Raw genomic sequence first — 14,038 nt, forward strand, 5'->3', positions numbered from 1 at the left:
ACTGGCGCAGCGCGCCGCCGTACACGGGTTCGCCCGTACTGCTCCGCAGGCCCACCGCTTGATGTGCCGTCACGGGCGGTGCCCCGGTCGTGACTGAAAGAGATTTCAGAAACTTGCATCGCATCCGGGCCTGTCCCGAGGATGCGGGCCATGGCCAACGACCCGAAGCGCACAGCGCGTTCCCTCGCTCTCACCACCCTCACCGCGGCGGGCCTCCTGGCGGGCCTCGCCGCCGCCCCCGCCTCCGCGGCCGCCCCCGTGTCGGCACCCGGCTGCGTGGAGTACTTCCAGAGCTGGCGCTACACCGACGTCCACAACGGCTGCGGCGACACCGTCACCGTCACGGTCACGTACACGAACGGCGAGTGGGCTCCGTGCCGCGTCGTCGAGCCCGGCGGCTGGGCCACCTTCTCCGGCTACGGCACGAACGGCAACTACGTCACGGGGTTGTGGACGTGCGACCCCCTGGCCGCCGACCCCGCCTGACCCCGCGCCCCCATCCTCGACCGCACGAGCTGAGTCCGCCCGGACCGACGTGACTCGGTCCGGGCGGACTCGCGGCGTCCTGCCGTGCTCCAGTGGCGTGAGCCGCGGGCGGGGGCGCCGTCCCCGCCCGCGGCTCACGCGTGGGGCGTTCAGTCGATGGCGTCGACCACGTGGCCGAGGTCGACGAACTTGAAGCCGGTGGCCTCGCGGTCACCGTCTCCGGGCGTCTCCTCGCCGTCCTGGACGACGAGCAGGCCGTTCGGGTAGCGGGTGCCGAGCGGGGCGTTGAGGGCGGCGGCGCCGTCGCAGACCTCGGAGCCGTCGAGGGTGGCGGAGGCCGCGGCGATGCGGAAGGTGTTCTCGTACTCGTTGTCCTCGTCGCGCTCGCGGTCGTACGCGACGAAGGTGTCGTCTCCCTGGCTGGAGGCGAGCAGGTAGCCGTCGCCGTCCGCCTCGGTGACCAGGGTCAGGCCCTCGACGTCGGCGCTGAGGTGCGTGCCGCCGAAGCCGGGGTCGGCGCCGGGCGTGCACTCCTCGGTCTCCTCGTCGTAGGTGCCCGGGACGCCGTACTCGCGGACCTTGTCGATCAGGCGCGGCGTGCCGGTCAGGCCGGCGTCGATGCGCCAGATGCCCACGTCCTCCTGCCCCGCGTACAGGGTGCCGTCCACCGGGTCGACGACCATGCCCTCGACCTGCGGAAGTTCACCCGGCTCGCCGCACGGCGTCCAGGGGGCGCCGTTGGGCATCCGGAAGGAGGACGGCAGGTCGAGGACGCGGACCTGCCGGTAGTCGACCGTGCCGGCCGAGGTGGCGACCAGCTCCATCAGGGCGATCCGGGTGCGGTTGCGCTGGCTGACCAGGGCGTAGGAGCGGCCGGTGGCGCGGTCGGTCCAGGTGGCCAGCCCGTACGCGGTCTGCTGCTCGTTGATCTCTGCTTGGTCGGCGGAGAAGACGGGCCGCACGGCCGGGTCGGTGACGTCGGTGAGCGGGCCGCCGGGCTTGTCGCGGTCGATGCGGTAGATCCTCAGCCGGTCGTTGCCGCGGTCGCTGACCACCGCGACGTCCGCGCGCCCGCCGCCCAGGCGCAGGCCCTGCACCAGGTCGACGTTGTTGAAGCGGCCGGGCTTGTCGTCGGCGCCCGGTCCGGCCGGGGCGGGGATCGACTGCACCTGGCGCGCGTCGAGGTCGTAGACCCGCAGACCGCCCTGCTTGGCCGTCGCGATCACCAGGCTGCGGCCCGGGGCGGCGGAGTTGCGCCAGATCGCCGGGTCGTCCGCGTTGGCGTTGCCGCCCGCCTCGTCGTCGTACAGCGGGGTGGTCTCGGCCTTCGGCAGGACGCTGACGATCCCGGAGGCGTGTGCCGGGAGCGCGAACGAGGTGGCCAGTGTCGTGCAGAGAGCGAGCGCGGAGGCGCGAACAGCCAGACGTGTCGTCATGTTTCTTCCTGAGATAGGGGTGTTTGCCCTGGTAGGAAGACCTTCGTCGTCCAGCCTGTCATGTACGCGACGCAAAGGTGGACGGCGCTTGAACACACCGGGAAACCCGCGGAGTGAGGACCAGCCCCGCCTCACCACCGCCGAACAGCACTGCGCCCGGCTCGCCGCCGACGGCGGGAGCAACCGCGACATCGCCGCCGCCCTCACCGTCAGCGTCAAGACGGTCGAGGCGACCCTCACCCGCGTCTCCCGCGAACTGGGCCCGCACTCCCGCGTCCAGCTCGCGCGCGCCGTCGACGCGGCGTGCGAATGACCCCCGCCGGCACGGACCCGGGACCGTCGGGACACCCACGCGGCACCCCCGGTCACGGCAAGGGGGGCGGGGCCAGGGTCGGCCGGTCGTCGGACCCGGTCCTTGCGGCAGGTCAGATCCAGCCCCGGCGTGTCGCGACGACGCCGGCCTGGAAACGGTTCACCGCGCCGAGGAGTTCGAGGAGGCGGCTCATGCGCCGCCGCATGGTGCGCACCGACCAGCCGAGCTGGCGGGCTATCGCCTCGTCCTTCAGGCCGCCGACCAGCAGGGTGAGCACCAGGCGATCCTCCTCGCCGAGCGGGTCCTCGGCCGGCGCGTCGAGCGGCAGGGCCTGTTTCCAGCACAGTTCCCAGTAGGCGGTGAGGGCGTCCAGCAGCGTGGACGGCCGGATCACCGCGGCCCGCACGCCGTCGAGATCCAGGGAGAGCGGCATCAGGGCCAACCGGCGGTCCGCGACGGCGAGTTTGATCCGCAGCCCCGGCATCACCCGGGCCTGCTCGCCCCGGCGCACGAGGCCGCGGATGTCCTCGAGCACCCCCGGCCACTCAAGTGCCTCGGGGGCGTAGACCGCGCGGTAGCGCACGCCGCGCCCCAGCGCGGTGCTCTCCACCGGGTTGGAGGTGGTCAGCGCGTACGGCGGCCGGTCCAGCGTCATGACGTCGTCGCGCGCCTCCTGCTGGAGGCGGACGAACCAGCGGCCGAGTGCCTCGCGCCCGGTGACGATCTCCACCTCGTCCTCCCCGGCGGTGCCCGCCTGCGCCGCCGCGAAGAGGCGCGACAGCTCGCCGGCCGCCGACCGGACCCGGTCCAACTCCGCTGTCCTGTTGCGGATCAGGGACTCGACCGCGGCACCCGGCTCGATCGCCGCGTACCGCCGACGGGCCCCCGCGAGCCGCCCGACCAGGCCGTGGTCGTGCAGCCGGTCCAGCGCCCTGGCGGCACGGAGGGGCGAACAGCCGAGGTCGGCGGCGAGCTCGGCAGGGGCCGCCGAACGCCGGGTCAACACGGCCCGGTAGACGCTTTCGTCGAACGGATCGATGCCTGCCGCGGTGAGCTCGCTCGTCATATGCGGATCCTGGCCCACGTGTGCCAGGTGCAGCAATGGGCCGTCAAGATCCGTTGTACGGAGAGTGACTTCGGCGCTAGGACTTTTCCCCATGGCCAAGAACCCACGAAGAAGCCGACGTCTGCTGGCCGCCGCGGTCACCACCGTCGCGCTGGCCGGGACGCTCACCGCGACACCCGACGCCGCCACAGCGAAGTCGCCCGACCCGAACCAGCGGGTCATCGTCGAGCTGTCCGGAGACGCCGCCGTGGCAGCGGTGCCCGGTGGCTCGCTCACCTATCCGACAGCCGCCGCCACCTCCGCCGTCGGCGACGCCCGACGAGCCCTGGCCGCGCGGCAGGACGCCTTCCTCAGGACGGCACGGCAAGCCGGGCTGCGCCCCGCCGCACCCCGCCGACTGGGGCTCCTCGTCAACGCCGTGGCGATGACGGTGCCCGCCTCCGAGACGGCACGGCTGGCCGCACTGCCGGGCGTCGTCGCCGTCCGGCCCGACACCCGGATACAGGTGCGCACGGACGCGAGCGTTCCGCTGACCGGCGCGCCCGACGTCTGGAAGCGCGAGGACCCGACCGGGGCGAAGGCCACCGGCAGAGGGACTGTCGTGGCGGTCCTGGACAGCGGCGTGGACTACGGCCACCCCGACCTGGGCGGCGGCTTTGGCGAGGGCCACAAGGTCGTCGGCGGCTTCGACTTCGCCAACGGCGACGACGACCCGATGGACGACAACGGGCACGGCACCCACGTCGCGGGCATCATCGCGGGCAAGGCGGCCCGCGAGGGAGGCGTCAGCGGCATGGCGCCCGACGCGCGCCTGCTCGCCTACAAGGTCACCGGCGCCGACGGCAGCGGCTACACCTCCGACATCATCGCCGGCATCGAGGCCGCGGTCGATCCCGCCAACCCCCACCCGGCCGACGTCTGCGCAGCACCGACAACGGCTCCACCTGGGAGAACATCTCGAGCGGCCTTCAGAACACCGACACCACCGAGCTGGCCGCCGCCCCCGACGGCCGCACGCTCTACGTCGGCACGGTCGACGGCGGGGTCCACCGCCTGAAGCTGCGCCGCTGACGCCCGACGCTCGGGCACGGAGCCGAACGCTCCCGTGCGGAGGGGCGCCGGCCGGGGAGAACCCCCGGTCAGGCGCCTCTTTCGCTTTTCGGGAAAGCCCTGCGTGTTCTCTCCGCCGGGCGGTCCGAGGTGCGCGACCATACGGACGCCGTCAAGAGCGCGCAGCCCTATGGAAGCACCGACAGGAAGAGGGACGGACGTGTCCGGCAGCGAAAGCGAGAACCCCGCAATCCCTTCCCCCACCCCCGCGCCCACTCGTCCCAGGACGAACCGGGACTGGTGGCCGAACCAGTTGGACCTCCAGGTTCTCCACCAGAACTCGCCCCGGGCCAATCCGATGGGCGAGGAATTCGACTACGCGGAAGAGTTCGCCACCCTGGACGTCGAAGCGCTGAAGCGCGACGTCTTCGAGGTGATGACCACGTCGCAGGACTGGTGGCCCGCCGACTACGGCCACTACGGGCCGCTCTTCATCCGGATGAGCTGGCACGCGGCGGGAACGTACCGCATCGCCGACGGCCGCGGCGGCGGCGGTTCCGGCGCGCAGCGCTTCGCCCCTCTCAACAGCTGGCCGGACAACGCGAGTCTGGACAAGGCGCGGCGGCTGCTCTGGCCGGTGAAGCGGAAGTACGGGCGGAAGATCTCCTGGGCCGACCTCCTGGTGTTCGCCGGAAACTGCGCCATGGAGTCCATGGGGTTCAAGACGTTCGGATTCGGCTTCGGCCGGGAGGACGTCTGGGAACCGGAGGAGGTCTTCTGGGGGCCCGAGGACACCTGGCTCGGAGACGAGCGCTACAGCGGTGACCGGGAACTCACCGGTCCTTTCGGTGCGGTGCAGATGGGCCTGATCTACGTCAATCCCGAAGGCCCCAACGGAAATCCGGACCCCCTCGCCGCCGCCCGGGACATTCGCGAGACGTTCGGGCGCATGGCGATGAACGACGAGGAGACGGTCGCGCTCATCGTCGGCGGCCACACCTTCGGCAAGTGCCACGGCGCGGTGGACCCCGAGTACGTCGGTCCGGAACCGGAGGCCGCCCCGCTGGAGCAGCAGGGACTCGGCTGGCACAACTCCTTCGGCAGCGGCAAGGGCGCCGACACGATCACCAGCGGGCTCGAAGGCGCGTGGACGAACGAGCCGACGAAGTGGGACAACGGTTACCTGAACAACCTGTTCGCCTACGACTGGGAGCTGACGACGAGCCCGGCCGGGGCGCAGCAGTGGACCCCCAGGAACCCCGAGGCGCAGGGCACCGTGCCGGACGCGCACGATCCCGGCAGGCGGCACGCCCCCATGATGCTCACGACGGACCTCGCGTTGAAGGTGGACCCCGTCTACGCCCCCATCTCGAAGAGCTTCCACGAGAACCCGGACAAGCTCGCCGACGCGTTCGCCAGGGCCTGGTACAAGCTCCTGCACCGCGACATGGGCCCGGTCTCGCGCTACCTCGGCCCCTGGATCCCCGAACCGCAGCTGTGGCAGGACCCGGTGCCGCCGGTCGACCACGAGCTGGTGACGCCCGAGGACGTCGCCGTCCTCAAGGACAGGATCCTTTCCTCCGGGCTGACCGTCTCCCAGCTGGCCGCCACGGCCTGGGCGTCGGCGGCCAGCTTCCGCGGCACCGACAAGCGGGGCGGTGCGAACGGCGCCCGGATCCGGCTCGCGCCGCAGAAGGACTGGGAGGTCAACGCCCAGCCCGAGGTCGCCGAGACCGTGCGCACCCTCGAAGGGATCCAGCAGGACTTCAACAACTCCCAGAGCGGGGGGACCAGGATCTCGCTCGCCGACCTGATCGTCCTGGGCGGCTGCGCGGCGGTCGAGCGGGCCGCGAAGAACGCCGGGCACGACATCACGGTCCCGTTCGCGCCGGGACGCACGGACGCCACGCAGGACCAGACGGACGTGGAGTCGTTCGCCGTGCTGGAGCCGCGGGCCGACGGGTTCCGCAACTACCTGTCGGCGGGCGAGAAGCTGTCGCCGGAGACGCTGCTGCTGGACCGTGCCAACATGCTGAACCTGACGGCGCCCGAGATGACGGTGCTGGTAGGCGGTATGCGCGCCCTCGACACGGGCTTCAAGCGGTCCTCGCACGGCGTGTTCACCGACCGGCCGGAGACCCTGACCAACGACTTCTTCGTCAACCTGCTCGACATGGGGACGCAGTGGAAGGCGTCGGCCACGGACGAGAACGTGTTCGAGGGCCGCGTCGCCGGGTCGGAGGGCGGCGCACCGAAGTGGACCGCCACCGCCGTGGACCTGGTCTTCGGCGCGAACTCCCAGCTGAGGGCCATCTCGGAGGTCTACGCGGCCGAGGACGCGCGGGAGAAGTTCGTCCGCGACTTCGTCGCGGCCTGGGACAAGGTCATGATGCTCGACCGGTTCGACCTCGCCTGACGTTACGCCCCCGCCGACGACGACCGTGGTCGGGGGCGGGCGTCCCGGCCGGCTGCCCGTGGCGCCGGCCGGGACGTGTCACCTCCGCCACCTGAGACGGACCGGCGACGAAAGCCGCGGGGCGCCTCGTCACAGGGCGGACGGTCCGGTCGACCTTGCCTGCCAGGCCCCGCCGTCCACCTGGTACACCGTCAGTCGGCGGTGGACGGCGTCACCGGCCCCGTCGAAGGCGACGGGGCCGGTGACGCCGTCGAAGGCCAGCCGTTCGACGGCCTGCGGCAGCTTCGCACGGATGTCACCGGCACGAGGGCCGCCGTTCGGCTTCGCCACGGCCTTCACCGCCTCGATGAGGGCCCAGGTCGCGTCATAGGCGTAGGGGCCGTACCAGCCTGGCGGCTGCGCGTAGCCCGCCTTCTCGTACCGGGCGAGGAAGTCGCGGCCCGCCGCCGACTCCGTGGCCGGTGCGCCGATCTGGGTCGCCAGGTCACCGTCGGCGCGGGGGTTCCCGGTGAGGTATGCCTGGTCGAAGAGGCCGTCGCCGCCCATGAAGGGCAGGGTCACGCCCGCTTGCTTGAGCTGCTGGGACAGTGGCGCCGCGGTGTCGTAGTAGCCGCCGAAGTAGACGGCATCGGCGCCCGACGACCGTACCCTGAGGGCGAGTCCCGCGAAGTCGCGTTCCGCGGGATCGACTTGTTCGGTGCCGACGACCGTCCCCCCGAGCTTCTTCCATGCGGTGGTGAGGCCGGAGGCGACGGCGGTCCCGTGGGGGCTTGCGTCGTCGACCACGTAGAGCTTGGTCTTCCCGACGCCGCGCAGGTACCGCGCCGCGAAGGGCCCCTGGTCGGCATCCGTGCCGATCGTCCGGAAGTACGTGGCGTGCGGACGGGCGCGGGTGCCCTCGGCCCAGTCGGGGCCCAGGGTCAGGACGGGGTCGGTGTTCGCCGGCGACACGTTGACCACGCCCGCGCGGGAGAGCACGGGCACCAGGGTGTGGGCGACGGCGGAGTTGAGGGGGCCGACGACGCCGACCAGCCTGTCGTCGGACACGAACCGGGTCGCGTTGGCCGCCCCCTTGGAGGGGTCGGCCCCGTCGTCCACGGCCGTGAGCTCGAAGGTCACGCCGGGGACGTGTCCGGTCTCGTTGGCGGTCCGGACCGCGAGTTCGGCGGAGTTCCTGACGCCGGTGCCCATCGAGGAGAGTCCGCCGCTGAGGGGCGCGTCCACCCCGATCCGCACCGTGAGGGAGGAGGCCGTCGAGCCGCTGCCGCTCCCGCCGCCCCGCGGGCCGTCGTCGCGGGTGAGGGACCAGGTCAGGAGCGAGCCCGTGGCGAGCACGGCGAGCGCCGTCCCCAGGACCGCGGAGCGCCGGGTGAGGCCCCGGAGCCCCCTGGACGTCCGGTCGCCCGGCTCCGGCGGAACCGTCGCGTCGAGTGTCGGCGGCTGCTCTTGGGGGGCCACGACGACCGGCGGCGCGGTCGGCCGGTCGGGCACGCGGTGACGCGCGGGACCCGCGCCGCCCCCGGAGGAGTCGACGACGGTGGGGGTCGGTACGGACGGCGTCGACGAGGGGGCCCGCTCGGGCGTCGTCGAGGCGGAGGACGGTTCCGCCGGCGCGTCCGGCGGCGGAACCGTCCTCGGGCCGGGAGCGGGTTCCGGTCCCGGCCCGCCGCCCGGTCCGGTCTCCGGCGCGGGGCCGGGCCCGCGGTCCGGGCCGTCGGGGGAGGAGGCGGAGCCCCGTACGGCCCTGAGCATCTCGGCCGCCTCCGAGGCGCCCAAGCGCTCGGCCGGGTCCTTGGTCAGCAGCGCGTCCAGCAGCGGGGCCAGCGGGCCGGCGTGGACCGGCGGCCGGTGCGGACGGGTGAACACGGCCACCGCGAGGGCGTGGAGACCCTCCGCCTCGAACGGGGGATGCCCTTCGACGGCGTGGTAAAGGGTGGCGCCGAGCGCCCAGAGGTCGTTGGCGGGAGTCGGACGCTTGCCGTCGAGCTGCTCCGGCGGCATGTACTGCGGGGTGCCGATGACGATCCCGCTGTGGCTCAGCTTGGTCGTGGCGTCGGCGAGGTGCGCAATGCCGAAGTCGGTCAGGACGACCCGGTCCTTGGCCAGGAGCACGTTGTCCGGCTTGATGTCGCGGTGGACGATCCGTGCCGCGTGCGCCTCGGTCAGCGCGTCCAGCACGGCGGCGCCGATCTCCGCCACCCGCCGTACGGGCAGCCGCCCAAGGCTGCTGATCTCGGCGGCCAGGGACCGGCCGCGAATCAGCTCCATGACGATGACGGGGGCGCCGCGGTGCTCCACGACGTCATGGACGGTGATGACGCCCGGGTGGCTGAGAGTGACCGCTGCGCGGGCCTCACCGGTGAACCGCCTGAGCAGCGCCTCGCGGTCGGCCTCGGTCATGCCCGGAGGGAAGAGGATCTCCTTGACGGCGACTTCGCGTCCGAACAACTGCTGGTCGAGCCCGCGCCAGACCCGGCCCATGCCGCCCTGGCCGATGCGTTCGACCAGGCGGTAGCGGCCGGCGATGAGTGCGTGGTTCTCCTCGGTCACGCGCACACTCTAGATCCTGATGAGCCGACCGGGTGACGGAAAGACGGCTTGATCACGCCCCCGACGAAGAGCCCGAGGGGCGCGGGAAGCCGGCCGCGGCCCCCGCCTCGGCGCCTCCCCGCTCCGGCGGGGCCGCCCCCCCGCGGCGTCAGCTCGCGTCCGTGAGGCTTCGGTCGAGGACGCCGGTGAGCCGCGCTCCCGCGCGGTCGGTCCCACGGCGCTCCCCCCGCACGCCCGCCGACGCCTTCTCCAGCCGCAGCCGCGCCGTGCGCCCCCGCAGGGTCAGCGTCATCAACTGGTTGCCGAACCACGGTCCACCGGTGCGCTCCCACCGCACCTGCGGCCTCGCGACCCGCCCGTGGCGGGCGAGGAGATGCCCGATCACCTTGGCGAACCGGCTCCAGCCGAACCGGAACGCCCCCCGCATCGCCGCGGGCACCGAGTTGTGCAGCGGCGAGCAGGTGAACTGGAAGACGCGTGAGCGCGGCTGCAGCCCGGAGGTCCAGACGGGCTCCGCCACGTACGCGTGGTGGACGTCTCCGGAGAGCACGCACACCGTGGCCGGGGCGGCTTCGGCCCTCCCCACCTCGGCGACCGTCTCCGTCAGCCTCCGGAACGACGAGACGAACGCCGCCCAGTGCTCCAGGTCCGCCCGTCGGCGCAGCCACTCGCCGAACCGTGCCCAGCGCGGCCCGCGCTCGCCCCGGCAGAGCGCCGCGTGCCAGCCCTCCGCGAAGTGGACCATCGGCGGCAGCAGCCACGGCAGCGAGGTCCCGACCAGCAGGTGGTCGACCCCGTCGAGGCCGTCGAGCGCCTGCGCCCGCAGCCAGGCCGCCTCCTCGGCGTCCAGCATCGCCCGGTGCTGCTCCTCCAGCACCCGCGCCGCCCGGGTGTCGACCATCAGCAGCCGGGTGCGGCCGAAGTCCCTCCGGTAGCTCCAGCGCACCGTCGCCGGGTCGGCGTCGGCGCGCTCGGCGAACGCGCGCAGCACCTCCGTGCCGTCACCGGCCGCCAGCACCGCCGCGTACAGCTCGTCCTTCTCCAGTTCGGCGGGGGAGAGGTTCCCGAGGTGCTGGTAGACCCAGTACGACATCAGGCCGCCGGTGATCCGCTCGTGCCACCACTCCGTCGCCCGCATCTCCGCGACCCAGGCGGCGCTGGTGTTCCAGTCGTCGATGACGTCGTGGTCGTCGAAGATCATGCAGCTGGGCACGGTCGAGAGCAGCCAGCGCAGCTCGGGATCGCCCCAGGACTCGTCGTAGAGGCGGGTGTACTCCTCGTAGTCCGCGACCTGGTCCGGCGGGGCGGCGGAGCCGGTGCCCGCGGACCGCCGGTGCCGGGCGATCCAGGCGCGGGTGTCGGCGGAGGTCTCGTCCGCGTACACCTGGTCGCCCAGGAGGACCAGAACGTCCGGCCGCCCGGCGTCCGGGTCGGCGGCGAGCCGGGCGGAAAGGGTGTCGAGGACGTCGGGGCCCACCGGATCGGACTTGTCGGCGGCGGGCGCCGCCCACCGGCACGACCCGAAGGCGACGACCGCGTCCGTCGCCGCGACGGGGGGCGTGCGGATGGTGCTGGCCGGCTGGGGCGCGTCGGGGAGGGGCCACACCCGCTCGCCGTCGAGGAGCACCTCGTACGGGGTGACGGTCCCGGGGACGAGCCCGGTCACGACCACCAGCGCGTAGTGGTGGCCGGCGACGCGGAACGTGGGCGCCGAACCGCCGGCGCCGCCCGGGCACCGGACCTCCGCGGTGCACGCGCGGTCGGTCTCGACCCACACCGTCGCCCTCGTGCCCGACTCCCAGTCCACGTGACGCAGGAGCGGACCCAGCCTCAGACCGGCCACCGCGAGCCCCTTCCCGTAGCCGCACGGCACGAAACCGTCCCTCCGTACGCTACTCGCCCGCGGCGCAAAGAGCGCCGCGGCGCCGTACGACCCCGCTCGTACCCGGGTTCCGCCGGTCCACGCCACGTCGCCCGACCCCGGCCCGCGCGACTCCGGTCACGTACGGAAGACCTGTTTGTTCCCGGTTCGCCCGGTGAAGAGATCCATGTTCCCAGGGGGACGACGGACGCCCCCGACCGCACGACAGAACAGACGAGACCCCATGCCTTCCCGTCCCGCAGACACCGACGCGCGTCAGCCGCTCCGCCAGGTCCTCACCACCCGTCTCCTGTACTTCTTCATCCTCGGTGACGTCCTCGGCGCGGGCGTGTACGTACTGATCGGGCAGGTGGCCGCGAAGTCGGGCGGCGGTGTGTGGGTGCCGCTCACGTGCGCGCTCCTCCTGGCACTCCTGACCGCCGCCTCGTACGCCGAGCTGGCGACGAAGTACCCCAGGGCCGGCGGGGCCTCCCACTACGCCACGCGCGCCTACGGACCCGCCGTGGGCTTCTTCGCCGGTTACTGCATGCTGGCCGCGGGCATCGTGTCGGTCGCGGCGCTCGCCCGGGGCTTCGCCGGGGACTACCTCGCCGCCCTCGTGTCCGTGCCGGTGGTGCTCGTCGCCGTGGTCTTCCTCGTCCTGCTGGCGCTGCTGAACGCGCGAGGTATCCGGGAGTCCACCCGGCTGAACACGCTCGCCACCCTGTGCGAGGCGGGCGGACTGCTGCTCATCGTGGGACTCGGGGCCTGGGTCGTCCTCCGGGGCGACGGCGACGTGGGCCGGCTGACGCAGCTCGGGACGGAATCCGCGTCGCCCACGGCGGCCGTGCTGGCGGGAGCGGTGCTCGCCTACTACTCCTTCGTGGGCTTCGAGACCTCGGTGAACGTCGCCGAGGAGACCCTGGACCCCGCACGCTCCTATCCCCGCGCCCTGTTCGGAGCGCTCGCCACCGCGGGGCTCATGTACGCGGCCGTCGGCGCGGCGGCCTCCGCCGCCGTGCCCACCGCCACCCTGGCCGCCTCCGACGGTCCCCTGCTGGAAGTGGTCCGGGCCGCCGGAGGGGTACCGCCGCGGCTGTTCGCGTTCATCGCCCTGGTCGCGGTGGCCAACGGGGCCCTCCTGACCGGGATCATGAGCTCCCGGCTGGCGTACGGGATGGCCAGGGAGGGCCTTCTCCCCGGGTTCCTCGCCCGCGTCCTCCCGAACCGGCGCACCCCCTGGGCCGCGATCGCCGCGACGACCGTCGTGTCCGCGCTGCTCGCCGCGACCGGCGAGATCGACGTCCTGGCGGGCACCCTGGTGCTGCTCCTGCTGGTCGTCTTCTTCACCGTGAACACCGCCGCCCTGGTCCTGCGGCGTGACCGGTCCGCCCCCGCCGACCACTTCCGCGCCCCCACCGTCGTGCCCGTGCTCGGCGCCCTGTCGTGCATCGTCCTCGCGACGCAGATCGAGGCCGACGTCTGGGCACGCGGACTGGTCCTGATGGCCGTGGGCGCAGGCCTCGGCGTCCTCATGCTGCTGCGACGGGGACGGCGGACGGCAATCGGGCGCTAGGCCGTCTCTTTCGGATCTTGCCGGGCTCCCGGCGTCCGGTGCCGGACCCGAAGGAAACGACCTAGAAGGCGTAGCGCACCCGCAGCCACGGCGTCCGTTCCGTGATCATGCCGGTCAGCGCCTCCACGGCCTCGCGTTTGACCGGGGTGCGGTAGCGGACGTTCAGGGCGCCGTTCTGCGACCTCTTGGGCTGCTGGAGGTCCGGTCGCCACAGGACGTCCTCGGCACGCGGGTGCCAGCCGAGGTTGACCCCGTGCAGGTCCTCGTTGTGGGTGAGCATGATGATCTCCGCCGCGGCCTGCTCCTTCACCCGCCGCGGGAGCACGTCGTCCATCATCCGCAGCAGCTCACCCCAGGCCTCCCGCCACCCGGGGCGGATCACCACCGGCGACAGGTTGAAGTGCACCTCGTACCCGGCGTCCAGGAAGTCGCCGGCGGCCTCCAGGCGGGCGGGGACCGGGCTGGTGCGGATGTCGAGGAGCCGGGAGTCGTCCGGTGGCATGAGGGAGAAGCGGATGCGGGTACGCCCGCGGGGGTCGAGCCGCAGCAGGTCGGGGTTGACGAACTTGGTCGCGAAGGACGCCTTGGCGGTCGGCCAGCGACGGAAGGCGTGGACGAGGTCGGCGGTGTTGTCGCTGATCAGGTCGTCCACCGCGCAGTCGCCGTTCTCGCCGACGTCGTACACCCACGCCCGCTCGTCGCACTGGTTCGGCTCCGTCTTCGGTCCCGTCGCGGCGATGTGCCGACCGATCGCGGCCAGGACCCGTTCGACGTTGGTGAAGACGGTGATGGGGTTGGCGAAGCCCTTGCGGCGCGGCACGTAGCAGTACGCGCAGGCCATCGCGCAGCCGTTGGACAGCCCGGGGGCGATCCAGTCGGCGGAGCGGCCGTTGGGGCGGACGGTCAGGGAGGAACGCTCGCCGAGGACGAGGGTCTCCCGCTTCACCCGCACCCAGTGCTCGACGTTGCCTTCGTTGCCGTGCAGGTGCGGGATGCGCCAGTGCGAGCCGGTCTCGACGAGCCGGGCGTCGGGGAACCTCGCGATGATCTCCTGCCCCCGCCAGGACGCCGCGGCACCGGGTTCCGCGTGGATCTCCGCCACCCGCAGCAGCCGAGCCGCCTCGGGTCCCTCCCGGAACGCCCGCCCCTCGCGCGCCCCGGCCGACGCGGACGCGGCGACGAGCTCCGCCACGTCGAAGAGGCCTTCGGCCTCCCCGCCCGTCTCCTGAGGCTGTCCCATTCCCACTCCGCTGCCGATTCCGGTGCCTTTGCCCCAGTCTACGA

General features: G+C 72.9%; 10 protein-coding genes. 5 read left to right on the forward strand and 5 right to left on the reverse strand.

Features of this window, described 5'->3' with window-relative positions; all coding sequences use genetic code 11:
• Positions 1-150: 150 nt before the first annotated feature.
• Positions 151-486 (forward strand): alpha-amylase, encoded by a 336-nt coding sequence (locus tag ACWDVG_RS15525; RefSeq protein ID WP_451699678.1) that lies wholly within the window; start codon positions 151-153, stop codon positions 484-486.
• Positions 487-635: 149 nt separating this feature from the next.
• Here the strand turns inward: ACWDVG_RS15525 and ACWDVG_RS15530 are convergent, their stop codons facing one another.
• Positions 636-1,922 carry a phytase gene (locus ACWDVG_RS15530; RefSeq protein ID WP_451699679.1) on the reverse strand — a complete coding sequence of 429 codons (1,287 nt, stop codon included), beginning with the start codon at positions 1,920-1,922 and terminating at the stop codon, positions 636-638.
• A gap of 88 nt (positions 1,923-2,010) precedes the next feature.
• Between ACWDVG_RS15530 and ACWDVG_RS15535 the strand changes: the two genes are divergently transcribed.
• Positions 2,011-2,235, forward strand: coding sequence for a helix-turn-helix domain-containing protein (locus ACWDVG_RS15535; RefSeq protein ID WP_451699680.1), 225 nt, complete (start codon positions 2,011-2,013; stop codon positions 2,233-2,235).
• Positions 2,236-2,347: 112 nt separating this feature from the next.
• Here the strand turns inward: ACWDVG_RS15535 and ACWDVG_RS15540 are convergent, their stop codons facing one another.
• The gene (locus tag ACWDVG_RS15540) at positions 2,348-3,301 is read right to left on the reverse strand and encodes a helix-turn-helix domain-containing protein (protein WP_451699681.1); all 954 of its coding nucleotides are present in this window, start codon (positions 3,299-3,301) and stop codon (positions 2,348-2,350) included.
• A gap of 91 nt (positions 3,302-3,392) precedes the next feature.
• Between ACWDVG_RS15540 and ACWDVG_RS15545 the strand changes: the two genes are divergently transcribed.
• Together ACWDVG_RS15545 and katG are read left to right on the forward strand one after the other, a co-directional pair.
• Positions 3,393-4,358, forward strand: a complete 966-nt coding sequence (locus ACWDVG_RS15545; protein ID WP_451699682.1) for a S8 family peptidase — start codon at positions 3,393-3,395, stop codon at positions 4,356-4,358.
• Between the two features lie 213 nt (positions 4,359-4,571).
• On the forward strand, positions 4,572-6,767 hold the full coding sequence (gene katG / locus ACWDVG_RS15550; RefSeq protein WP_451699683.1) for a catalase/peroxidase HPI: 2,196 nt from the start codon (positions 4,572-4,574) through the stop codon (positions 6,765-6,767).
• A 129-nt stretch (positions 6,768-6,896) separates the two neighbouring features.
• Here the strand turns inward: katG and ACWDVG_RS15555 are convergent, their stop codons facing one another.
• Together ACWDVG_RS15555 and ACWDVG_RS15560 are read right to left on the reverse strand one after the other, a co-directional pair.
• Positions 6,897-9,317, reverse strand: coding sequence for an ABC transporter substrate-binding protein (locus tag ACWDVG_RS15555; RefSeq protein ID WP_451699684.1), 2,421 nt, complete (start codon positions 9,315-9,317; stop codon positions 6,897-6,899).
• 148 nt (positions 9,318-9,465) lie between these two features.
• A complete protein-coding gene (locus ACWDVG_RS15560; RefSeq protein WP_451699685.1) occupies positions 9,466-11,160 on the reverse strand; it encodes an alkaline phosphatase D family protein in 1,695 nt (564 codons plus the stop codon).
• A gap of 262 nt (positions 11,161-11,422) precedes the next feature.
• On the opposite strand from ACWDVG_RS15560, the gene ACWDVG_RS15565 reads away from it, so the two are divergent.
• On the forward strand, positions 11,423-12,754 hold the full coding sequence (locus ACWDVG_RS15565; protein WP_451699686.1) for an APC family permease: 1,332 nt from the start codon (positions 11,423-11,425) through the stop codon (positions 12,752-12,754).
• A 61-nt stretch (positions 12,755-12,815) separates the two neighbouring features.
• On the opposite strand, the gene ACWDVG_RS15570 is transcribed toward ACWDVG_RS15565, so the two are convergent.
• Entirely contained in the window at positions 12,816-13,994 is a 1,179-nt protein-coding gene (locus ACWDVG_RS15570) for a spore photoproduct lyase family protein (RefSeq protein ID WP_451699687.1), read from the reverse strand.
• Positions 13,995-14,038: the final 44 nt, after the last annotated feature.

It is taken from the genome of Streptomyces sp. NPDC003327, from assembly GCF_053589515.1.

Bases quoted from the DNA above. Each gene is read 5' to 3' on its own strand.
- ACWDVG_RS15525 (WP_451699678.1), top strand. From the start codon at position 151: ATGGCCAACGACCCGAAGCGCACAGCGCGTTCCCTCGCTCTCACCACC.
- ACWDVG_RS15530 (WP_451699679.1), bottom strand. From the start codon at position 1,922: ATGACGACACGTCTGGCTGTTCGCGCCTCCGCGCTCGCTCTCTGCACG.
- ACWDVG_RS15540 (WP_451699681.1), bottom strand. From the start codon at position 3,301: ATGACGAGCGAGCTCACCGCGGCAGGCATCGATCCGTTCGACGAAAGC.
- ACWDVG_RS15545 (WP_451699682.1), top strand. From the start codon at position 3,393: ATGGCCAAGAACCCACGAAGAAGCCGACGTCTGCTGGCCGCCGCGGTC.
- ACWDVG_RS15565 (WP_451699686.1), top strand. From the start codon at position 11,423: ATGCCTTCCCGTCCCGCAGACACCGACGCGCGTCAGCCGCTCCGCCAG.
- ACWDVG_RS15570 (WP_451699687.1), bottom strand. From the start codon at position 13,994: ATGGGACAGCCTCAGGAGACGGGCGGGGAGGCCGAAGGCCTCTTCGAC.